We start from the raw sequence: 23,099 nt of genomic DNA on the forward strand, positions 1-23,099 counted from the left end.
TCACAAGGCCGCCAGCCCGCGAGCCAGGTCGGCCTGCAGGTCAGCCACATCTTCCAGGCCCACCGCGACGCGGATCAGGCTGTCACGGATGCCGGCCGCTTCCCGCTCCTGCGGTGCCAGGCGCCCGTGGGACGTGGTGCTCGGATGGGTAATGGTGGTTTTGCTGTCACCCAGGTTGGCGGTAATGGAGATCAAACGCGTGGCGTCGATAAATCGCCAGGCGCCGTCCTTGCCGCCTTTGACCTCAAAACTCACCACAGCGCCAAACCCCCGCTGCTGACGCTGAGCCAACTCGTGCTGCGGGTGGCTCTTGAGGCCTGCGTAGTGAACCTTTTCGATGCCGTCCTGCTGCTCCAGCCACTCGGCCAGGGCCTGGGCATTGGCACAATGGGCTTTCATGCGCAGGTTGAGAGTCTCCAGGCCCTTGAGGAAGATCCAGGCGTTGAATGGGCTCAAGGTCGGGCCGGCGGTGCGCAGAAAGCCCACCACTTCCTTCATCTGTTCGCCACGACCGGCCACCACACCGCCCATGCAACGACCCTGGCCGTCGATGAACTTGGTCGCCGAATGCACCACAACGTCCGCACCCAGCTTCAGCGGCTGCTGCAAGGCGGGCGTGCAGAAGCAGTTATCGACCACCAGCATCGCACCTTTGGCATGCGCCACTTCGGCCAGGGCGGCGATGTCCACCAGCTCGGCCAATGGGTTGGACGGCGACTCGACAAACAGCAGCTTGGTGTTGGCCTTGATCGCCGCGTCCCAGCCGGACAGGTCCGCCAAGGGCACGTAGTCCACTTCGACGCCGAAGCGCTTGAAATATTTTTCGAACAGGCTGATGGTCGAGCCGAACACACTGCGCGACACCAGCACATGATCGCCGGCACTGCACAGGCTCATCACCACCGCCATGATGGCTGCCATGCCGGTCGCGGTAGCCACCGCTTGCTCGGCGCCTTCCAGGGCCGCGATGCGCTCTTCGAATGCGCGCACGGTCGGGTTGGTGTAACGCGAGTACACGTTGCCCGGCACTTCACCGGCAAAACGCGCAGCGGCATCAGCGGCAGTGCGGAACACGTAGCTGGAGGTGAAGAACATCGGGTCGCCATGCTCGCCTTCCGGCGTGCGATGCTGGCCGGCACGCACAGCCAGGGTATCGAAAGCTACGCCATCGAGGTCGCTGTCCAACCGACCGGCATCCCATTCCTGACTCATGCTGCCACTCCTTACTCAATACGGTATTTAAGATACAAAACCGGCCCCTCAGGGCCGGTGTCTACTCAGTTGTTGTACAGATCGATGATCGCGCTGACCGCCTGGGTCTTGATCTTGGACGAGTCGTTACGCGCCTGCTCGATCTTGTTCAGGTAGGCCTCGTCGACATCCCCGGTCACGTACTTGCCGTCGAACACGGCGCAGTCGAACTGATCGATCTTGATCTTGCCGCCACCGACCGCTTCGATCAGGTCCGGCAGGTCCTGATAGATCAGCCAGTCGGCGCCGATCAGATCGGCCACGTCCTGGGTCGTGCGATTGTGGGCGATCAGCTCATGGGCGCTCGGCATGTCGATACCGTACACGTTCGGGTAGCGCACGGCGGGTGCGGCGGAACAGAAATACACGTTCTTCGCACCGGCTTCACGGGCCATCTGAATGATCTGCTTGCAAGTGGTGCCGCGCACGATGGAGTCGTCCACCAGCATCACGTTCTTGCCACGGAACTCCAGCTCGATGGCGTTGAGCTTCTGGCGCACCGATTTTTTGCGCGCGGCCTGGCCCGGCATGATGAAGGTACGGCCGATATAGCGGTTCTTGACGAACCCTTCGCGGAACTTGACGCCCAGGTGGTTGGCCAGCTCCAGCGCAGCGGTACGGCTGGTGTCCGGGATCGGGATCACCACGTCGATGTCATGCTCGGGACGCTCGCGCAGGATCTTGTCGGCCAGCTTCTCGCCCATGCGCAGGCGCGCCTTGTATACCGAAACGCCGTCGATGATCGAATCCGGACGCGCCAGGTAGACGTGCTCGAAGATGCACGGCGTGAGTTTCGGCGCCACAGCGCACTGACGCGTGTGCAGCTTGCCGTCTTCGGTGATGTACACCGCTTCGCCCGGCGCGAGGTCGCGAATCAGGGTGAAGCCCAGCACGTCCAGGGACACGCTTTCCGAAGCGATCATGTACTCGACGCCTTCGTCGGTGTGACGCTGGCCGAATACGATCGGGCGGATGCCATGGGGGTCGCGGAAACCGACGATGCCGTAGCCGGTCACCATGGCCACTACCGCGTAGCCACCTACGCAACGGTTGTGCACGTCGGTGACGGCGGCGAATACGTCTTCTTCGGTGGGTTGCAGCTTGCCGCGCTGGGCCAGCTCATGGGCGAACACGTTGAGCAACACTTCCGAGTCGGAGCTGGTGTTGACGTGGCGCAGGTCAGATTCGTAAATCTCCTTGGCCAGTTGTTCAACGTTGGTGAGGTTACCGTTGTGCGCCAAGGTGATGCCGTAAGGCGAGTTGACGTAGAACGGCTGAGCTTCGGCCGACGTCGAGCTGCCGGCAGTCGGGTAGCGCACATGGCCGATGCCCATGTGTCCGACCAGGCGCTGCATGTGACGCTGATGGAACACGTCACGTACCAGGCCATTATCCTTGCGCAGGAACAACCGGCCGTCGTGGCTGGTCACAATACCGGCAGCGTCCTGGCCGCGGTGCTGGAGGACGGTTAGCGCGTCATACAGCGCCTGATTGACGTTCGACTTACCGACGATACCGACGATGCCACACATGCGACGCAACCCCTACTTAATGGATCTTGACTGAGTACCGCTTACTGAGGCGTTTTGGCCGGTAAGAGGTGCTCCTTGAACGGCATATCAGCGGGTACGCTGATGCCGCTGGCCAGCCACTGACTGCTCCACCCCAATATGAGGTTCTTGGACCAATCTGCAACCAATAGAAATTTTGGCACGAGTACCGACTCCTGCCACCATGCATCCTGCTGTACCGGCCCCAGGCTCAACAGCCCGACCGCCACGACCACCAGCAACGCGCCACGCGCGGCGCCGAAGGCCATGCCGAGAAATCGATCGGTCCCGGAGAGACCGGTGACACGTATCAACTCGCCAATAAGATAATTGACCATTGCCCCCACCAGCAGCGTGGCGATGAACATGATGGCGCAGCCCGCGATGACGCGAGCCGAAGGTGTCTCGATGTAACCGGCCAGGTAAACCGACAGTGAACCACCGAACATCCAGGCTACGACTCCTGCGATGATCCAGGTCAGCAACGACAGTGCTTCTTTGACGAAGCCGCGGCTTAGACTGATCAAAGCGGAGATGGCGACGATTGCGACAATCGCCCAATCAACCCAGGTAAATGGCACGTTTGAGCCTACGGACAGATAAGGCGGCGCATTTTAGCAGAGCGTCGGGCTATCGGTAAGCGGTGATTGCGGCTGCTTTGCAAATCAATAGTTTGTGGCGAAGCCATCACATTTCAACCTCACCGCTAAACCCATGGGCAAGCCCCCTGCCCCATGTGATTGGCTTGCCGGTTTAAACGATGCTGACTCAGCCACGCTCAGGCTGGAAACGAGTTACGAACCCTTTCAGGCCCTGCTGCCGATCCAGCAAGTCCCGCAAGCAGTCCGCTTCGGCGCGCTCGATCAGCGGGCCGATAAACACGCGGTTCTTGCCATCGGCGCTGCGGATATAGGAGTTATAGCCCTGGCTGCGCAGTTTCTTCTGCAACGCCTCGGCGCCCTCGCGATTACCCAGGCTGGCGACCTGGATCGACCAGCTGATCGACAGGCCATTCGGGTCGATACGGCTCTGCCCTACCTCCGGCTTGCCCGGCGCGGCAGGCTGTGGCGCCACCGGCTTGGGCGCGGGGGCCGGCGCGGCAGGTTTGGCGGCCACGGCGGGCGCTGGCTTGACGACCGGCACGCTTGGCTGCACCGGCATCGACGGCGCCTGCTGCGCCGCCACGTCCGCCTCGCTCGGCACGGGCTCTTCTTCCGGCAAGGCCTGTGGCTCAGGCACCACTACCGGCTCGACCTGTACCTGCGGCATTACCGGTGCCTGCGGCGCAGCTGGCGCCTCGACCACGACCTGGCGTTGTTCGTCCTGACGGGAAAACAACATCGGCAGGAAAATAACCGCCAATGCCACCAGCACCAGCGCGCCGACCATCCGCTGCTTATAAGCGCTATCCAGTAATGCCATGTGCAGCTTCCTCCGTGGAGCGCCGGGCCAACCACTCGAGCGCCTCGGCAACACAATAAAATGATCCGAACAACAGAATCTCGTCCTCGGCCGTTGCCACCGCACACTGCGCCTCAAGGGCAGCGATGACGCTTGCATACGACGTCACCGGAGCACCAAGGTTCTGCAGCGCCGCCGCCAATTCCGAGGCGGGACGACTGCGCGGCGTATCCAGCGGCGCTACCGCCCACGCCTGGACGCTGCCCAGCAAAGGCGCAATCACCCCTTCTAGGTCTTTGTCGGCCAGCAGGCCGAAGACCGCCAGACGACGCCCGATCGGCGGCGTGCGCGCCAGGCGCCGTGCCAGGTATTCGGCGGCGTGGGGGTTATGACCGACATCCAGCAACACATTCAGGCGTTTGCCCTGCCATTCGACCACCCGACGATCCAGTCGCCCGGTGATGCGGGTCGCCAGCAACGTCGCCGCGATCTGTTCGGCGTGCCAGGGCAGATCCAGCAGCAGATAGGCCTGCAGCGCCAGGGCGGCGTTCTCCATCGGCAGGTTCAACAGTGGCAGCTCCGGTAATGTCACGACCTGGCCGCGCGCATCATGCCCTTGCCAGTGCCAGTACTGATCACCTATCTCAAGATTGAAATCGCGCCCACGCAGGTAAAACGGGCAATCCAGCGCGCGCACTTTGTCCAGCAACGGCTGCGGCGGGTCAAGATCACCGCACAGTGCAGGCTTGCCCTGACGGAATATGCCGGCCTTCTCGAACGCCACGGACTCGCGGGTATTACCCAGGTAATCGGCGTGATCCACGCCAATGCTGGTGACCAGCGCCAGGTCGGCATCCACCACGTTGACCGTGTCCAGGCGCCCGCCCAGGCCCACTTCCAGCACCACCACATCCAGCTGCGCGCGCTCGAACAGCCAGAACGCCGCCAGGGTGCCCATTTCGAAGTAAGTCAGGGAAATATCGCCACGCCCGGCATCGAGCGCGGCGAAGGCCTCGCACAGTTGTGCATCAGTGGCCTGGACGCCGTTGATCTGCACCCGTTCGTTGTAGCGCAGCAGGTGCGGCGAGCTGTACACGCCCACGCTCAGGCCCTGGGCCTGCAACAACGCGGCGACAAAGGCACAGGTCGAGCCTTTGCCGTTGGTGCCGGTCACCGTGATCACACGCGGCGCCGGCCGGCCCAACCCCAGGCGGGCCGCTACCTGTTGCGAGCGCTCCAGGCCCATATCGATGGCGGAAGGATGCAACTGCTCAAGGTAGGCGAGCCACTCGCCCAGGGTCCGCTGGGTCATAGGTTTGCAGGCACCGGCGGCACAACGATGGGCTCGACTTTAGGCGCGACGTAAACAGGCGTCGGCAAGCCCATCATTTGCGCCAGCAGGTTGCCCAGGCGCGGACGCAGTTCGCCGCGCGGGATGATCATGTCGATGGCGCCGTGCTCCAGCAGGAACTCGCTGCGCTGGAAACCTTCCGGCAGTTTTTCGCGTACCGTCTGCTCGATCACACGCGGGCCGGCAAAACCGATCAAGGCTTTCGGCTCGCCGACGATCACATCGCCGAGCATCGCCAGGCTGGCGGAAACCCCACCATAGACCGGGTCGGTCAGCACGGAGATAAACGGAATGCCTTCTTCGCGCAGACGCGCCAGTACCGCAGAGGTCTTGGCCATTTGCATCAGGGAGATCAAGGCTTCCTGCATGCGCGCGCCACCGGAGGCGGCGAAGCAGATCATCGGGCAGCGATTTTCCAGCGCATAGTTGGCCGCGCGCACGAAGCGCTCACCGACGATGGCGCCCATGGAGCCGCCCATGAAGGAGAATTCGAATGCCGACACCACGACAGGCATACCCAGCAGCTTACCGCTGACGGAGATCAGCGCGTCTTTCTCGCCGGTCTGTTTTTGCGCTGCGGTCAAACGATCCTTGTATTTCTTGCCGTCGCGGAACTTGAGCCGATCAACCGGCTCCAGGTCGGCGCCCAGTTCATTGCGGCCGTCGGCGTCCAGGAAGATGTCAATACGGGCGCGAGCGCCAATGCGCATGTGGTGGTTGCACTTGGGGCAAACGTCCAGGGTCTTTTCCAGCTCAGGGCGGTAAAGCACCGCGTCGCAGGATGGGCACTTGTGCCACAGACCTTCAGGAACCGAGCTTTTCTTCACCTCGGAACGCATGATCGAAGGGATCAGTTTGTCTACTAACCAGTTGCTCATGCTTTCTTTCTCCAGTACCGGTGGCTTGAACTCAGCCCCGCGTATGCCCTTGAGCTAAATTCATATGTGGCGATAACACAGACTGGACGGGGTCAGACGTTCGACCTGCCATTTCCAGCCTGTGCCCTCAGCCTTCCAGACAACCTGCCGATGCAAGGTTGCCACTTCGTTTCCGAGCCACCCGCAGGCGGCGTCGGGCTGTTTTACACAGTGGTAGTTATGGACGGCGGCAGACTGCCAGCCGTCACATCCCGCCACTGCTGTTGCGCACGGCCTGCATGAACGCGCGAATCCTGCTGTGATCCTTGATGCCCTTGGCCTGCTCCACCCCGCCGCTGACGTCCACCGCGTAGGGCCGCACCTGCCGGATGGCGTCGCCGACATTCGCCGGGGTGAGCCCGCCGGCCAGGATAATCGGCTTGCTCAGCCCTTCGGGGATCAGCGTCCAATCAAACGCTTCACCGGTGCCGCCCGGCACTCCGTCGACATAAGTATCCAGCAGTATTCCGCGCGCACCGGCATAGGCGGCGCAGGCACTGGCGATATCATCACCGGCCTTGACCCTCAGCGCCTTGATATAGGGGCGCTGGTAGCTTTCGCATTCGTCGGGGGTTTCATCACCATGGAACTGCAGCATGTCCAGCGGCACGGCATCCAGGGTTTCGTTGAGTTCGCAGCGACTGGCGTTGACGAACAGCCCCACGGTGGTCACAAACGGCGGCAATGCGGCAATGATCGCCCGCGCCTGCAATACATTCACCGACCGCGGGCTCTTGGCGTAAAACACCAGACCGATGGCATCCGCCCCCGCCTCGACGGCCGCCAACGCGTCTTCCATGCGGGTAATCCCGCAAATCTTGCTGCGAACGGCGGACATATCGTAGAAACCTCAGGGGTTGAGCCGAGAAAGTCCCGGATGGTAACAAAAGCTATTCCGGGCGTCAGCCGCCAAGTTCACTGAAACCTGTGAGGAAGTGTGGACCGATGAAGCGCTCCGGCAACTCGAACTCATCCCGATATTCAACCTGCACCAGGTACAGGCCGAACGGGTGCGCGGTCACCCCACCGGTGCGGCGGATACGGCTTTCCAGCACTTCCCTGGCCCATTCCACCGGACGCTCGCCAGCGCCGATAGTCATCAGCACGCCGGCGATGTTGCGCACCATATGGTGAAGGAACGCCCCGGCGCGAATATCCAGCACAATCATCTTGCCGTGTCGGCTCACACGCAGGTGATGGACTTCCTTGATCGGAGACTTGGCCTGGCACTGGCCGGCACGGAACGCGCTGAAATCATGCACGCCGACCAGATGCTGCGCGGCCTCGGCCATGCGTTCGGCGTCCAGCGGGCGGTGGTTCCAGGTGATTTCTTGATTGAGGTGCGCCGGACGGATCTGGTCGTTGTAGATCACGTAGCGGTAGCGCCGCGCGATGGCCTTGAAGCGCGCATGAAAATGCGCAGGCATCACCTTGGCCCAACTGACGCTGACATCATGGGGCAAATTGATATTGGCCCCCATCACCCAAGCCTTCATCGTGCGCTCGGCCTGGGTGTCGAAATGCACCACTTGGCCGCAGGCATGCACGCCGGCATCGGTACGCCCGGCGCACATCAGCGACACCGGCGAGGCGGCGACTTTGGACAGCGCGTTCTCCAGGGTTTCCTGCACCGTCGGCACGCCTGACGCTTGACGCTGCCAGCCGCGATAGCGCGAGCCTTTGTATTCCACGCCCAGGGCGATGCGGTAAAAGCCTGCGGCCGCCATTTCGGCGGCCGCGTTATCTATATTTGCCAAGAACTGAGAGCCTGATGAGTTGCGCAAAAGCGGCCATTATAAGGCGACATGCTTGGGACGCCATGTGTTTGCAGAGCCGCAAAGCAAAACGGCGGCCCGAAGGCCGCCGCAGTATCACTGAACGACGATCATGCCAGCCGGCCGAGCATCTCCTTGGCCTCGCCGCGCTGCCCTTCGTCACCCTCGGTCAGCACTTCGGAAAGGATATCCCGCGCGCCGTCGGCGTCGCCCATGTCGATGTAGGCCTGGGCCAGGTCCAGCTTGGTCGCCACTTCATCCGTACCGGAGAGGAAGTCGAACTCAGGCTCATCGTCGCCCAACGCGGCGTCCTGCGCCGTGAAGGTTGGATGTTCAAGGCTCTGGGACAAACGGTCCAACTCCGCGTTGACGTCATTCAGCTCCGAAGCGAACGCGTCCGGCTTGGCCTCTGACTCGGGCTCGTCCGCCAGGGACAAGTCAAAGTCTTCCGGCAGGTCGAAGTCTTCCAGCGCGGCCGGCGTCAGGGTTGGCGGCTCGACGGCCGGCACGTCTTTCATCTCGCCTTCCAGGCCCGAGAGGAAATCCTCATCCGATTGGGTCGACGTCGGTGCATCCAACTGCAAGTCGAAATCCGAGAGGTCATCCTTGGCCGCATTGGCTTGGGTCTGCTCCTTGAGCAGCGATTCGAACGTCTGCTGATCACCCTTGAGCTCGGCCGGCGACGTCGATTCCAGCTCGTCCAGGCTCAGGTCGAAATCCGTATCGAAGTTCTCGGGCGCCGCCGCCGGCTTGTCTTCCAGCAACTCCTTGACGTACTGCGCGTCGAGGGCCGCCGCGGCGACCGCTGCGCTGACACCTGCGGCGAGTACCGCCATTGCCGGGAACCGTGCCTTGAGCTGCTCGACCCGGGCGTGGTTTTCACCGTTGGCCACCAGTTGACGCTCCTGGGTCACGAAGCCGTCCTTGTCGTTTTGCAGGCCGTAGACTTCCATCAGCTTCAGGCGCAGATCGCTGCGCTTGGGCTCATGCTTGATCGCTTGTTCCAGCACATCGGCGGCCTGGTTGAGCAGGCCACGATCAATATGTGACTGAGCCAGCGCCAAGGCGTCATTGGCGTTCTGCGGCGCCACGGCGGCGGCCAGCGGCGCCAGCACGGAGGCAACGGTCGGTGCGGCGACCACCGGCTCGATCACCGGCGCAGGTGACGGCGTAGCCGCCAGCTTGACGTTCGGCGGCGGTACTTCAAGGCCTTCGAAGCTGTCCGGCGGCAGGTCCTGGTCGATATTGGAGCTGAACTCCGGCTCTTCGGCCAGCGCACGCGCCATCCGCAGGTGCTTTTCTTCCTCGCGACGAGCGTTGCGATGGCGCACGAACAGCAACAGGAGCAACAACGCAATCAAGGCTGCCGCACCGCCGACCACACCGAGCACAATCGGGTTGGTCAGCAGCTCGTTGAACTTGCCCTCGGTCGGCGTAGCAGGCGCCGCGTCCGCCTTGATCGGCTCAGGCGCAGGCGCTACCGGTGCGGGCGTGGCCGGGGTTGTTTCAGCCGCGGCGGGAGGCACGGCCGGGGTTGCGGCGGGGTCGGCGGCCAGCTGTGCCGGGATGGCCGCTGTCGCCGGGGCGGCGGGGTCGACTTTTTCAGCCTGCAGACGCGCCAGTTGATCGTTTTTCAGTTGAATCAGCTTTTGCAGCTTGTCGAGCTGGCTCTGCAGGTCGGCGGCACGGCTTTTCAGCTCTTCGTTGTCGCGGCGCGTGGTGTCCAGCTGTTCCTGAGTCATTGCCAGCTTGTCGCTGAGTACCTGGCTGTCGCCGGCCTTGCCCTTGGCGCCCTTCTTGGCCGCCTCTGCAGAAACCAGGCTCAGGTTGTCCTGGGTTCCAGTGGTTGCGGGCGCGTTGCCTGCCTGGGTGCGCCTGGTAGCATCCAGTTGCTGCTTACCGGCCGGCTGGTTGGCCGCACTGCGCCGCCCCTGACGCCAGGCATCGTTCTGCGCCCTTACCTCGGCAATCGCCTGGGGTTGCGGCAGCGCCGTGCTTTGCACGGTGTCCGGCAGGCGCAGGACCTGGCCGGTTTTGAGACGATTGATGTTGCCGTCGACAAACGCATTCGGGTTAAGCGCCTGGATGGCCAGCATGGTCTGCTGCACCGAGCCGCCATTGCGGTTTTTTTCGGCGATTTCCCAGAGTGTGTCGCGGGAGGTGGTGACGTGCTGGGCGGGCCTGGTCACCGCCGGTGCGACAGTGGCGGGCGCATTCAAACGTGGTGCCGCTGCGGCGGTGGTCGCCGGCTGATCGAACTTGGCCGGATCAAGCAGCACGCTGTAGTCACGCATCAAACGGCCGTTGGGCCACTGCACCTGCAGCAGGAACCGGATGTAGGAATCGGGCAATGGCTTGCTGGAGGTGACGCGCACCACGCTGCGGCCGTTGGGGTTGACCACCGGGGTGAACGTCAGGTCGTTGAGAAACGCCTGACGGTCAACCCCGGCATCCACAAACGCCTGGGACGACGCCAGGCTCGGCGTGATCTCGGAAGCCGTCAGGCCACCGACATCGAGCAATTCGATTTCCACCGACAAGGGCTGGTTCAGCTTCGACTTGAGGGTCATCTCCCCCAACTGGAGCGCCTGCGCCATACCGGAGGACAGCGCCGAGGCGGCCGCTATTGCTAACACCAGTTTGCGAACTTGAACCATAGCCTCATCCTTTGTTTGAACACTCCCCGGCTTGCGAGAAGGTTGGTAACCGCTGCCATATAAGGCATGGCGAGCCGATAGGTCACCGACGCGCAATTGTTCCTGCTTGGGGCCAAGCATAGCGCCTGGTTAGAATCAATCTACAAATTGCCGCCAAGTATCTTTTACGCAAGGCCTTTTATCAACAACTGCGCCAGTTGCACGGCGTTCAGCGCGGCGCCTTTGCGTACGTTATCTGACGTCACCCAAAGATTTAGTTCCGCCGGGTCATCCACGCCGGCACGTATACGCCCAACATAGACCACATCCTGGCCCACTGCGTCACCTACGGCAGTCGGGTAATCGCCCTCCTCGACCCGTTCAATGCCTGGCGCCGCATCCAGTGCACGATTCACGGCGGCCAGGTCGACCGGCGCCGCCAGCTGCAGGGACACTGTCAGGCTATCGCCAAAAAACACCGGGGCTTGAACGCACGTTGCGCTAATTTTCAGCAACGGAGTGTCCAGCACGGCACGCAATTCGTGTATCAGCCTTTTCTCCAGGTCGGTATGCCCCTGGGCATCGGGCTTTCCGACCTGCGCCAGCAGGTTAAAGGCCATCTGACGATCAAAGAACGTCGGTTCCAACGGGCGTACATTAAGCAGCTCCGCCGTCTGCCGCGCCAGCTCACTGACAGCTTCGCGCCCCTGGGCCGACACAGCCAGGCAGGCGGTGACGCTCACGCGCTGGATATCCAGCAGACCCCGCAGCGGGGCAAGCACCACCGCCAGGTGGGTCGCCGATGGGCTCGGGCTGCCAAGCTGGAAAGGTTTGCGCATGCCGTCCAGTACATGGGCATTGGCCTCCGGCACCACGTGCGGTGCCTGCTCGGCGGGCAGCGCGCCCGACAGATCGATCACCGAGCAACCCGCCGCGGTGGCGCGCGGGGCGAAGCTTACGGTCACGGCCGGACCGGCGGCGAAAAACGCCAGCTGCGCTTTGCTGAAGTCGAACTCATCGACCTCCCTGACCCGCACGTTCTTGCCACGAAACGGCACCGAGGCCCCGGCGGAGTTACTGCCCGCCAACAGGTACAGGGTGCCTACCGGAAAATCCAACTCTTCGAGAATCTGCACCAGGGTTTCACCCACGGTGCCGGTGGCGCCGATCACGGCGATTTCAAAGGTCTGGGTCATGGCGGTAGCCTCGGGCAGTGCGGGGGGAGCGGCACTTTACCGGGTGGCCGGGAGTGAGGCAATTGGTGTGGGGGTGTGGTGGGGCGGATGGCGCTATCGGGGGCAAGCCCCCTCCCACCTTTGAATTGTGAATACATTCCACCGTGGGAGGGGGCTTGCCCCGATAGCGCCCGAACGCACAACAAAAAACCCGCGCCTGTCACCAGAACGCGGGTTTCTCTTAACGCCTCAGGCGATCAACGCTCCAGCAGAATCCGCAACATGCGACGCAGCGGTTCGGCCGCGCCCCACAGCAGCTGGTCGCCGACGGTGAACGCGCCCAGGTACTGGGTGCCCATGTTCAGCTTGCGCAGACGGCCCACCGGCACGTTCAGGGTGCCGGTGACCTTGGTCGGGCTCAGCTCCTGCATGCTGATCTCGCGGTTGTTCGGCACCAGCTTGACCCATGGGTTGTGCTGGCTGATCAACGATTCGATATCGGCGATCGGCACGTCTTTGTTCAGTTTGATGGTCAGCGCCTGGCTGTGGCAACGCATGGCGCCGATGCGCACGCAGATACCGTCGACCGGGATCGGGCTCTTGAAGCGGCCAAGGATCTTGTTGGTCTCGGCCTGGGCCTTCCATTCTTCACGGCTCTGGCCGTTCGGCAGTTCCTTGTCGATCCACGGGATCAGGCTGCCGGCCAAAGGCACACCGAAGTTCTCGGTCGGGTAAGCATCGCTGCGCATGGCTTCGGCCACGCGGCGGTCGATGTCGAGGATCGCGCTGGCCGGGTCGGCCAATTGATCGGCGACAGCCGCGTGGGTCGCGCCCATCTGCTTGATCAGCTCGCGCATGTTCTGCGCGCCGGCGCCGGAAGCGGCCTGATAGGTCATGGCGCTCATCCACTCGACCAGCCCGGCTTCGAACAGGCCGCCCAGGCCCATCAGCATCAGGCTGACGGTGCAGTTGCCGCCGACGTAGTTCTTGGTGCCGGCGTCCAGTTGCTGGTCGATGACCTTGCGGTTGACCGGGTCGAGGATAATCACCGCGTCATCCTGCATGCGCAGGCTCGAGGCGGCATCGATCCAGTAGCCCTGCCAGCCGGCTTCGCGCAGCTTGGGGAACACTTCGCTGGTGTAGTCGCCACCCTGGCAGGTCAGGATCACGTCGAGGGTCTTGAGCTCGTCAATGCTGTAGGCATCCTTGAGCGGAGCAATGTCCTTGCCCACGGACGGCCCTTGGCCACCGACGTTCGACGTGGTGAAAAACACCGGCTCAATAAGATCGAAATCCTGCTCTTCCAGCATCCGCTGCATGAGCACGGAACCGACCATACCGCGCCAACCGATCAGACCTACACGTTTCATCGCAACTACACCTTGTTAAAAAGTGGGCCGCCTTGCAGCAACAACTGCAAGCGGGCCCGAGAGATTACAGATTCCGCAGCGCGGCGACTACTGCGTCGCCCATTTCTTGCGTACCGACCCGGGTGCAACCCTGCGACCAGATGTCGCCGGTGCGCAGGCCCTGGTCCAGCACCAGGCTCACGGCCTTCTCGATGGCATCCGCCGCGTCGCTCAGGTTGAAGCTGTAACGCAGCATCATCGACACCGACAGAATAGTCGCCAACGGGTTGGCAATGCCCTGCCCGGCGATGTCCGGCGCCGAACCGTGGCACGGCTCGTACATACCCTTATTGTGGGTATCCAGGGACGCCGACGGCAGCATGCCGATGGAACCGGTGAGCATCGAGGCCTGGTCGGACAGGATGTCGCCGAACAGGTTGTCGGTGACGATGACGTCGAACTGCTTGGGCGCGCGTACCAGCTGCATCGCCGCGTTGTCGACGTACATATGGCTCAGTTCGACGTCCGGGTAGTCCTTGGCCACTTCCTCGACGATCTCGCGCCACAGTTGGCTGGAAGCCAGGACGTTGGCCTTGTCCACCGAGCAGACCTTCTTGCCGCGTACGCGGGCCATGTCGAAACCGACACGGGCGATACGGCGGATTTCGCTCTCGCTGTACGGCAGGGTGTCATAGGCCTGGCGCTCGCCATTTTCCAGCTCGCGCACACCGCGTGGCGCGCCGAAATAGATACCACCGGTCAGCTCGCGCACGATCAGGATGTCCAGGCCCGACACCACCTCCGGCTTGAGGCTCGACGCATCGGCCAACTGCGGGTAGAGGATCGCCGGGCGCAGATTGCCGAACAGGCCCAGTTGCGCGCGGATTTTCAGCAGGCCGCGCTCAGGGCGGATATCACGCTCGATCTTGTCCCACTTCGGGCCACCCACGGCGCCAAGCAGCACGGCATCGGCGGCGCGGGCGCGGTCCAGGGTTTCGTCGGCCAGGGGCACGCCGTGCTTGTCGATGGCAGCGCCGCCGATCACGTCGTGACTCAATTCGAAGCCCAGGCTGTACTTGCTGTTGGCAAGCTCCAGGACCTTGACCGCTTCGGCCATGATTTCCGGACCAATACCGTCGCCAGGGAGAATCAGAATCTGCTTGCTCATGGGTTCCTCATTTCATCGAGCGACCTGCCCGCGGGCGGGTCGGGAAAATTAATCAGCGTTCGGCCCAGACCACCAGCACGTCGGTGCTGAAAGTGCCGTCGGCCTGAATCTCGTAGTAATCGCGCACTTCCTGGCCCATCGCCTGCTGTAACTCAAGGATCGCCGCGCGCAACGCCTGCGGTGTACGCATGCGCTCGACCCAGGAGGTGTATTCCAGGCGCAGACGCTGGCGGCTGCTGTTGCGCACGTGCAAGCCGGCTTCGCTGAGCTGGCGCATCCACTCAGCGCCAGAGTAATCGCGCACATGGCTGGTGTCGCGCAGCACTTCGACGGTTTGCAGGTAAGTGTCCAGCAACGGGCTGCCGGGCGACAACACATCGATAAAGGCCGCCACACCGCCCGGCTTGAGCACCCGGCGCACTTCGCGCAGGGCCAGGCCCAGGTCGCTCCAGTGGTGAGCCGAATAGCGGCTGAATACAAAATCGAACTCGCCGTCGGCAAACGGCAGGCGCTCGGCGGCGCCGTTTACCGTGCTGATATTGGTGAGACCGCGATCCTGCGCGGCGCCAGCCACTACGTCGAGCATCTGCTGGGACAGGTCGTAGGCCACGACTTCCTTGACCAATGGCGCTACATGGAAACTCACATGACCGGCACCGCAGCCCAAGTCCAGCAGTCGTGCACTGCCCTGCCCCGCCAGCTCGGCCTGGAGCAGCGCGAATTCGGTGCCCTGGGCGTGCACAGCACTGCTCAGATAGGCCGAGGCCTGTTCGCCGAATTGTTTTTGCACGACTTGGGTGTGGGCGGTGGCGTTCATGGTGTTTCCCCTGGATTTGTGTTGTTAACACTGGCCTCATCGGGGGCAAGCCCCCTCCCACATTTGGAATGCGGGCCCCTGTGGGAGGGGGCTTGCCCCCGCTGGCGGCGGTCCTGCCTACATCAATTTACGCGTCACGAAACAACCAAGGCTGGCTGGCCCGGTGTTTGGCTTCGAACGCCGCAATCGCATCGCCGTCCTGCAAGGTCAGGCCGATATCGTCCAGGCCATTGAGCAGGCAGTGTTTGCGGAAGGCATCCACTTCAAAGTGGTACACCTTGCCGTCCGGACGGGTCACGGTCTGCGCGGCCACGTCTACGGTCAACTGGTAGCCCACAGTGGCTTCCACTTGCTGGAACAGCTCGTCCACCTCGGCGTCGCTCAGGATGATCGGCAACAGGCCGTTCTTGAAGCTGTTGTTGAAGAAGATGTCGGCAAAGCTCGGCGCGATGATGCTGCGAAAGCCGTACTCTTCCAGCGCCCACGGCGCGTGCTCGCGGCTGGAGCCGCAGCCGAAGTTTTCCCGGGCCAGCAATACACTGGCGCCTTGGTAACGCTCGGCGTTGAGCACGAAATCCTTGTTGAGCGGGCGCTTGGAGTTGTCCTGATAGGCGTAGCCCACGTCCAGGTAACGCCACTCGTCAAACAGGTTAGGGCCGAAGCCGGTGCGCTTGATCGACTTCAGGAATTGCTTGGGGATGATCTGGTCGGTGTCGACGTTGGCACGGTCCAACGGTGCGACAAGACCGGTGTGTTGGGTAAAAGCTCGCATCGGGTATTCCTCAGATCAATTCGCGAACGTCAATGAAACGACCGTTGACGGCAGCCGCAGCGGCCATGGCCGGGCTGACCAGGTGGGTTCGCCCACCGGCGCCCTGGCGCCCTTCGAAGTTACGGTTGGAGGTGGACGCGCAATGCTCGCCGGATTCCAAACGGTCCGGGTTCATCGCCAGGCACATCGAGCAGCCCGGTTCACGCCACTCGAAACCGGCTTCGAGGAAGATCTTGTCCAGGCCCTCGGCCTCGGCTTGCGCTTTGACCAGGCCCGAGCCCGGCACCACGATGGCTTGCTTGATGGTCGAAGCCACTTTGCGGCCTTTGGCGATCACCGCCGCGGCGCGCAGGTCTTCGATCCGCGAGTTGGTGCAGGAACCGATAAACACGCGATCCAGCTGGATGTCGGTGATCGCCTGGTTGGCCTTCAAACCCATGTACTTCAAGGCGCGCTCGATGGAACCACGCTTGACCAGATCGGCTTCCTGCGCCGGGTCCGGCACGTTCTGGTCGACGGCCAGCACCATTTCCGGCGAAGTGCCCCAGCTGACTTGCGGCTTGATCTGGGCAGCGTCGAGTTCAACCACGGTGTCGAACACCGCATCGGCATCGGACACCAGGTCCTTCCAGGCTTCGACCGCAGCGTCCCAATCGTCGCCCTGCGGTGCGAATGGACGACCTTTGACGTATTCAACGGTCTTCTCATCCGCCGCCACCATGCCCACACGCGCACCGGCTTCGATGGACATGTTGCAGATGGTCATGCGGCCTTCGATGGACAAATCGCGAATCGCGCTGCCGGCGAACTCGATGGCGTGGCCGTTACCGCCGGCGGTGCCGATCTTGCCGATCACCGCGAGGACGATGTCCTTGGCGGTCACGCCGAACGGCAAGGTGCCTTCGACGCGTACCAGCATGTTCTTCATCTTTTTGGCGACCAGGCACTGGGTCGCGAACACATGTTCCACCTCGGAGGTGCCGATGCCATGGGCCAGGGCGCCGAATGCACCGTGGGTGGAGGTGTGCGAGTCGCCGCAGACCACGGTCATGCCCGGCAAGGTGGCGCCCTGCTCCGGGCCGATCACGTGCACGATGCCTTGACGCACGTCATTCATCTTGAATTCGGTGATGCCATATTCATCGCAGTAATCGTCGAGCGTCTGCACCTGCAGGCGCGACACCTGGTCGGCGATCGCTTCGATGCCGCCCTTGCGCTCTGGAGTGGTCGGTACGTTGTGGTCCGGGGTAGCAATGATGGAGTCGACGCGCCAAGGCTTGCGCCCGGCCAGTCGCAGGCCTTCGAACGCTTGGGGCGAGGTCACTTCATGGATGATGTGACGGTCGATGTAGATCAGCGACGACCCGTCATCGCGCCGTTTCACTTCATGGGAATCCCAAAGCTTGTCGTAAAGCGTTTTGCCGGCCATCAGTCGGTCCTCATCAGCGGTATTTCATACGCCGGGCTTTTCAATAACCCTTTGGCTTGTGAGGCTGATGGTATGGCGCTACATTAAATAACTCAAATTCATATTTTTTATGCTTTGGATTACCAACTGGAATACGACAATGGACCTGGCCAACCTCAACGCTTTCATTGCCATCGCTGAAACCGGCAGCTTTTCCGGGGCCGGTGAGCGCCTGCACCTGACGCAGCCGGCCATCAGCAAGCGCATTGCCGGCCTGGAGCAGCAGCTCAACGTACGATTGTTCGATCGCCTGGGGCGCGAGGTCGGCCTGACCGAAGCCGGGCGCGCCCTGCTGCCGCGCGCGTATCAAATCCTCAATGTGCTGGACGACACCCGCCGTGCCCTCACCAACCTCAACGGCGAAGTCAGCGGACGGCTTACCCTCGCCACCAGCCACCACATCGGACTGCATCGCTTGCCCCCGGTGCTGCGCACGTTTACCCGGCAATTTCCTAATGTGGCGCTGGATATTCAGTTTCTGGATTCGGAAGTGGCCTACGAAGAAATCCTGCATGGCCGCGCTGAAGTGGCGGTGATCACCCTGGCGCCCGATCCTCATCACCTGGTAAGTGCCACCCCGGTGTGGGACGACCCACTGGATTTCGTGGTCGCGCCGGAACACAGCCTGGCCGGCCATGGCCGTGTGAGCCTGGCCGATATTGCCGGCCACCCTGCGGTGTTCCCCGGCGGCAACACGTTTACCCACCATATCGTCAGCCGGCTGTTCGAGGCCCAGGGGCTTACCCCGAATATCGCGATGAGCACCAACTACCTGGAAACCATCAAGATGATGGTGTCCATCGGCCTGGCCTGGAGCGTGCTGCCGCGCACCATGCTCGACGACCAGGTGGCCAGTGTCGCTTTGCCGGGCATACAGCTCAGTCGCCAGCTAGGCTATATCGTGCACACCGAAAGGACGCTGTCGAACGCTGCGCGGGCTTTTATGAGCCTGTTGGATGCACAGGTCGAATTGCCGGGGCAACCGGCATGAGCCTGTGCGTCCCGGTTTCCTGAAGTCAAGCCGCGCTGTTTGCCCATGAGTGAGCCAAGGCCCTTTGATAATGCGCACCCCCGTCGATTCCGTGCCACCGCTGCCTCGCATCTACGCCCTCGACCCTCGCGAGGCCGAACAAAGCTGGGACAGCGCCCCGCAACTGCTGGCCGCGCTGAACGCCGCGCGATTGGGCGCCTGGTGCTGGGACATCGACAGCGGGCGTATCAGTTGGTCACGGGGCACCCAGGCGCTGTTCGGTTTCGATCCACGCCAGCCCTTGCCCAAGGACCTGGACTACCTCGAACTGCTGGACCCGGCCGACCGCGCCCGCGTGGTGCGCGCTTTTCATGCGGTGCTGGCGGGCGAGCCGTTCGAACAGGCCATGCACCACCGCATCCAATGGCCCGATGGCACGTACCATTGGCTGGAAGTCAACGGTAGCCTGCTGCCGGACAAAGCCGGACGTCGCCGCATGATCGGCGTGATCCGCGAGATCACTGAGCAGCGCGAGCGCGAACGTGCCCTCAGGCACTCCGAAAAGCGCTTCGCCACGCTGTTCCACCTGTGTCCGAATATGGTGCTGCTGACCCGCCAGGCCGACGGCCTGATCAGCGAAGCCAACCAATATTTCGAGATGCTCTTCGGCTGGCCTCTCGCCGAGGCGCTCGGCCGCACCACCCTGGAATTGGGCCTGTGGCGCCATCCCGCACAACGCGCGCAACTGGTCAAAGCCACCCAGCGCAAAGGCCAGCCCATCACCATGGAGGTGCAATTCTGCGCCAGCAACGGCCAAGTCCATGACGGCACGCTCAGCGCGCAAAAAGTCGAGCTCGAAGGCGAGGCGTACCTGATCAGCACCTTTCTCGACACCACCGAACGCAAGAACGCCGAGCAAGCCCTCAAAGACAGCCAGGAACGCCTCGACCTGGCCCTGGACTCCGCGCAACTGGGCACCTGGGACTGGCACATCCCCAGCGGCATGCTCTACGGTTCGGCCCGCGCCGCCCAACTGCACGGCCTGCCGCCGGAGCCCTTCCATGAATCCTTCGACGCGTTCTTCGAGGGCATGCCCGAGGAAGAGCGCGACAACATGCGCCACGCTTACCGTACCCTGCGCGAAGGCCCGGCCGGCAGCTATCAACTGACCTACCGCGTGCCCATGGAGGACGGCAGCTCGCGTTACCTGGAAAGCCGCGCCCGCCTGTACCGCGACGACCAGGGTGCGCCACTGCGCATGGCCGGGACCCTGCTGGACATCACCGACCAGGTCGAACGCGAACAACGCCTGAGCGCCTCCGAAGAAAAATTCGCCAGCCTGTTCCAGGCCAGCCCCGACCCGATCTGCGTAACCAGCCAGGACAGCGGCGTGTTTATCGAGATCAACCCTGCCTTTACCCAAACCTTCGGCTGGACCGCCGCCGAGGTGCTCGACAAGAACGCCGACCAGATCGGCCTGTGGGACGACGCCAGCCAGCGCGTCGGCAGAATCGAGCGGGTGATTCGGGAGAAAGCCCTGAATAATGTGGCCGTAGTGGCCCGGCATAAGGACGGCCGCAACCTGACCTGTGTGATTTCCAGCCGCCTGATCAAAGTGGGCGATCAACCGTGCATTGTTACGACCTTGCGCGACATCACTCAGCAGCAACGTTCGGAGGCCGCCCTGAAAGCCAGCGAAGAGAAATTCGCCAAGGCATTTCATTCCAGCCCGGACGCGATCTCGATCACCGAGCGCGACACCGGCCGCTACGTGGAAGTCAACGATGGCTTCTGCCGCCTGACCGGCTACCGATCCGAAGAAGCCATCGGCCTGACCCTCTACCAGATCGGCATCTGGGCCGATGACAACCAGCGCTCGGCGCTGCTGGCCGAACTGCAGATAAAGGGCCGCATCAACCACCTGGAGATGCTCTGGCGCAACAAGCGTGGCGAGTTGCTGGCCGTGGAAGTCTCGGTGGAGCCCATCACTTTGAATGAAATCCCGTGCCTGCTGCTGACGGCGCGGGACGTCAGCCTGTTGAAAAACGCCCAGGCGCAGATTCGTCACTTGGCTTATCACGACCCGCTGACCAACCTGCCCAACCGCGCGCTGCTGATGGACCGTCTCAGCCAGCAGATTGCCTTGCTCAAGCGCCACAACCTGCGCGGCGCGCTGCTGTTCCTGGACCTGGATCACTTCAAACACATCAACGACTCGCTCGGCCATCCGGTGGGCGACACCGTGCTGAAAATCGTCACGGCGCGCCTTGAGGCCAGCGTGCGCATGGAAGACACGGTGGCGCGCCTGGGCGGCGATGAGTTCGTGGTGCTGCTCAGCGGCCTGGAGGGGTCGCGCCTGGAGGTCAGCCGCCAGGTGCAGGGCCTGGCCAACACGCTGCGCGAGCTGCTCTCGGAGCCGATGTTTCTGGATGGTCACCGCCTGCAGGTCACGCCAAGCATGGGCGTGGCGTTGATTCCCGATCACGGTTCCACGCCGGCCGATTTGCTCAAGCGTGCCGACATCGCCCTGTACCGCGCCAAGGACTCGGGCCGCAACACCACTCAGATGTTTCACAACAGCATGCAAAGGACCGCCAGCGAACGCCTGCGCATGGAAACCGACCTGCGCCTGGCCCTGTCACGTGGCGAGTTCAGCGTGCACTACCAGCCCCAGGTTGACGCGCGCGGCAACACAATCGTCGGCGCCGAAGCGCTGGTGCGCTGGCAACACCCGCAACTGGGCGCGCAGTCGCCGGCGGAATTTATCAAAGTGCTGGAAGACAGCGGCCTGATCCTGGAAGTCGGCACCTGGATTCTCGATGAGGCCTGCGCGGCGTTCGGGCAATTGCTTCAGGAAGGCAAGATCGACCCGTTGAATTTCAGCCTGTGCGTGAACATAAGCCCCAGGCAGTTCCGCCAGAACGACTTCGTCGAGCGAGTGGAGCGCAGCCTGCAGCAGCATGCCCTGCCCTGCAGCCTGCTGAAGCTGGAAATCACCGAAGGCATCGTGATCCAGAACCTGGATGACACCATCAGCAAGATGCGCCGCCTGAAGAAACTCGGCGTGAGCTTTGCCATGGATGACTTCGGCACCGGCTACTCGTCGCTGACCTACCTCAAGCGCTTGCCGGTGGACGCGCTGAAAATCGACCAATCGTTCGTGCGCGACGCGACCCACGACCCCAACGATGCCGAAATCATCCGCGCCATTGTGGCCATGGCCCGCAGCTTGAATCTGGAGGTGATTGCCGAAGGCGTGGAAACCCCTGAGCAACTGGCGTTCCTGCAAAAACTGGGCTGCCATTTATACCAGGGGTACCTGCACAGCCGACCGTTGCCGATCGAAGGGTTTACGGCACTCTTATAATGACGCAGACGCCCGCCGAACATTAAACAACAGCAACCAATTAAATAAGGCCTGTTATCGATTCCGGCCAATAAGGTCTACCACCGCGCCGCCCCCACAACTCTTCGACCCCCTCTATTACCGCAACTGAATGACCGCGCCTTTCGATCGTACCGATCATGCCGTTCAACAATGCAGATAATGGCACCGCCTTAAGATGATGTTTCAAGCCTAACCGCAGCAAACCTTCCCTGGAGTATTCGCCATCATTCAAAGTTCTTATGGCGTGATTAAAACTGCGCGCCGCCGTGCCGTCATTATTTTCCATCTGGGCTCGCTTGGCACTCACGGCAAATAAGAACTGTGCGTCGCGCAGCATCTCCTGATCATTGCCTATAAATTGCGCCCGCCGAGCCGCGGCCTGCAACTCGGACTCACTGAGCTGCAGTTTAAAACCATCTCGCATCTTTACGTGATAACCGTCACTGACGCGTCTGACCTCGGCAAATATATCCGACGGTTTCTGGCCAAACCGCATCATCGCAGCCTTGATCGCAGACACCGTCACACAGTTGCCGTCCGGGCCCTGCCGGAATCCGCCCCATATATCCCTGGGCTTTTTACCGGGTGTCACATCAGGGCTGACGGGCGAAGGCAAGTCAGGTACGACGACCGAGGGCGGCAACGGAATCGTTGGTGGCGGTGGCGGCACAGGCTGCCACCATCGCCCCAATACGGCCATTACACTGCGCACCGTATTGAACAACGTTTGACTCCACATAAAGCCGGTATTGTAAGTACCCGGCGACTTCATAGTTTGAATGGACCGCGCCGCCCCACCAAAAGGCTGGATAGAAGCATTATTCGACATCGGTATAAACCCAGCCTCGCACCGAGACGTTTTTATACTCCGCTGTTCGTTATTCAAACGAGGATAAAAAATTTCACGCTTAAAAAAAGAAACACGCATCCTCTCCTCCCAGACTCAACGACCGTCATACCGATTATTTTCATTAGAGGATTAAGCTTTCAGTGATCATCCGAACAAATCAAAGCGCGCTTAATACGCTCAATCAGTGGCGCGAGGGACTGGCAAGTTCCAGTCTTACCGGTAACAACAAGCTGCTATTGCTGAAAAAACAGCAATTACGGC

18 protein-coding genes are annotated in these 23,099 nt (G+C 62.2%); 2 read left to right on the forward strand and 16 right to left on the reverse strand.

Going from position 1 to position 23,099, the window contains the following annotated elements; all coding sequences use genetic code 11:
- The 15 genes from QRN10_RS14155 to leuC all read right to left on the reverse strand — a co-directional run bounded on the left by QRN10_RS14155 (position 1) and on the right by leuC (position 17,591).
- Positions 1–1,212, reverse strand: a complete 1,212-nt coding sequence (locus tag QRN10_RS14155; RefSeq protein WP_181081660.1) for an O-succinylhomoserine sulfhydrylase — start codon at positions 1,210–1,212, stop codon at positions 1–3.
- 65 nt (positions 1,213–1,277) lie between these two features.
- The gene (purF, locus tag QRN10_RS14160; protein WP_181081661.1) at positions 1,278–2,783 is read right to left on the reverse strand and encodes an amidophosphoribosyltransferase; all 1,506 of its coding nucleotides are present in this window, start codon (positions 2,781–2,783) and stop codon (positions 1,278–1,280) included.
- Positions 2,784–2,824: 41 nt separating this feature from the next.
- On the reverse strand, positions 2,825–3,382 hold the full coding sequence (locus QRN10_RS14165; RefSeq protein ID WP_034099153.1) for a CvpA family protein: 558 nt from the start codon (positions 3,380–3,382) through the stop codon (positions 2,825–2,827).
- Positions 3,383–3,569: 187 nt separating this feature from the next.
- On the reverse strand, positions 3,570–4,223 hold the full coding sequence (locus QRN10_RS14170; RefSeq protein WP_285428578.1) for an SPOR domain-containing protein: 654 nt from the start codon (positions 4,221–4,223) through the stop codon (positions 3,570–3,572).
- Positions 4,207–5,514, reverse strand: coding sequence for a bifunctional tetrahydrofolate synthase/dihydrofolate synthase (gene folC / locus QRN10_RS14175; RefSeq protein ID WP_266246151.1), 1,308 nt, complete (start codon positions 5,512–5,514; stop codon positions 4,207–4,209). The genes QRN10_RS14170 and folC overlap by 17 nt, the downstream gene beginning before the upstream one ends.
- Positions 5,511–6,431, reverse strand: a complete 921-nt coding sequence (gene accD, locus QRN10_RS14180) for an acetyl-CoA carboxylase, carboxyltransferase subunit beta (protein ID WP_034099158.1) — start codon at positions 6,429–6,431, stop codon at positions 5,511–5,513. Before accD ends, folC begins: the two co-directional genes overlap by 4 nt.
- Before the next feature lie 244 nt (positions 6,432–6,675).
- Positions 6,676–7,308, reverse strand: coding sequence for a phosphoribosylanthranilate isomerase (locus QRN10_RS14185; RefSeq protein WP_181081664.1), 633 nt, complete (start codon positions 7,306–7,308; stop codon positions 6,676–6,678).
- Between the two features lie 64 nt (positions 7,309–7,372).
- On the reverse strand, positions 7,373–8,197 hold the full coding sequence (gene truA, locus QRN10_RS14190) for a tRNA pseudouridine(38-40) synthase TruA (RefSeq protein ID WP_181081669.1): 825 nt from the start codon (positions 8,195–8,197) through the stop codon (positions 7,373–7,375).
- Between the two features lie 158 nt (positions 8,198–8,355).
- Positions 8,356–10,902 (reverse strand): motility hub landmark protein FimV, encoded by a 2,547-nt coding sequence (locus tag QRN10_RS14195; protein ID WP_285428579.1) that lies wholly within the window; start codon positions 10,900–10,902, stop codon positions 8,356–8,358.
- 164 nt (positions 10,903–11,066) lie between these two features.
- The gene (locus QRN10_RS14200) at positions 11,067–12,077 is read right to left on the reverse strand and encodes an aspartate-semialdehyde dehydrogenase (protein ID WP_181081666.1); all 1,011 of its coding nucleotides are present in this window, start codon (positions 12,075–12,077) and stop codon (positions 11,067–11,069) included.
- Positions 12,078–12,313: 236 nt separating this feature from the next.
- On the reverse strand, positions 12,314–13,426 hold the full coding sequence (asd, locus tag QRN10_RS14205) for an aspartate-semialdehyde dehydrogenase (protein WP_181081916.1): 1,113 nt from the start codon (positions 13,424–13,426) through the stop codon (positions 12,314–12,316).
- A gap of 64 nt (positions 13,427–13,490) precedes the next feature.
- Entirely contained in the window at positions 13,491–14,573 is a 1,083-nt protein-coding gene (leuB, locus tag QRN10_RS14210; protein WP_181081915.1) for a 3-isopropylmalate dehydrogenase, read from the reverse strand.
- Between the two features lie 52 nt (positions 14,574–14,625).
- Positions 14,626–15,390 (reverse strand): class I SAM-dependent methyltransferase, encoded by a 765-nt coding sequence (locus QRN10_RS14215; RefSeq protein WP_253508540.1) that lies wholly within the window; start codon positions 15,388–15,390, stop codon positions 14,626–14,628.
- Positions 15,391–15,517: 127 nt separating this feature from the next.
- The gene (gene leuD, locus QRN10_RS14220; RefSeq protein ID WP_285428581.1) at positions 15,518–16,162 is read right to left on the reverse strand and encodes a 3-isopropylmalate dehydratase small subunit; all 645 of its coding nucleotides are present in this window, start codon (positions 16,160–16,162) and stop codon (positions 15,518–15,520) included.
- 10 nt (positions 16,163–16,172) lie between these two features.
- A complete protein-coding gene (gene leuC / locus QRN10_RS14225; RefSeq protein WP_266246156.1) occupies positions 16,173–17,591 on the reverse strand; it encodes a 3-isopropylmalate dehydratase large subunit in 1,419 nt (472 codons plus the stop codon).
- Between the two features lie 139 nt (positions 17,592–17,730).
- Here leuC and QRN10_RS14230 point away from each other — a divergent pair, with 139 nt between their 5' ends.
- Both QRN10_RS14230 and QRN10_RS14235 read left to right on the forward strand, forming a co-directional pair.
- Positions 17,731–18,621: a LysR family transcriptional regulator gene (locus QRN10_RS14230; RefSeq protein ID WP_181081912.1), complete on the forward strand. Its 891-nt coding sequence runs from the start codon at positions 17,731–17,733 to the stop codon at positions 18,619–18,621.
- Positions 18,622–18,691: 70 nt separating this feature from the next.
- Entirely contained in the window at positions 18,692–21,967 is a 3,276-nt protein-coding gene (locus QRN10_RS14235) for a PAS domain S-box protein (RefSeq protein WP_266246158.1), read from the forward strand.
- Positions 21,968–22,007: 40 nt separating this feature from the next.
- On the opposite strand, the gene QRN10_RS14240 is transcribed toward QRN10_RS14235, so the two are convergent.
- Positions 22,008–22,916, reverse strand: a complete 909-nt coding sequence (locus QRN10_RS14240) for a hypothetical protein (RefSeq protein WP_253508546.1) — start codon at positions 22,914–22,916, stop codon at positions 22,008–22,010.
- Positions 22,917–23,099: the final 183 nt, after the last annotated feature.

It is taken from the genome of Pseudomonas sp. lyk4-R2A-8, from assembly GCF_030209095.1.
In the GTDB taxonomy this organism is placed as follows: Bacteria; Pseudomonadota; Gammaproteobacteria; order Pseudomonadales; family Pseudomonadaceae; genus Aquipseudomonas; species Aquipseudomonas quebecensis.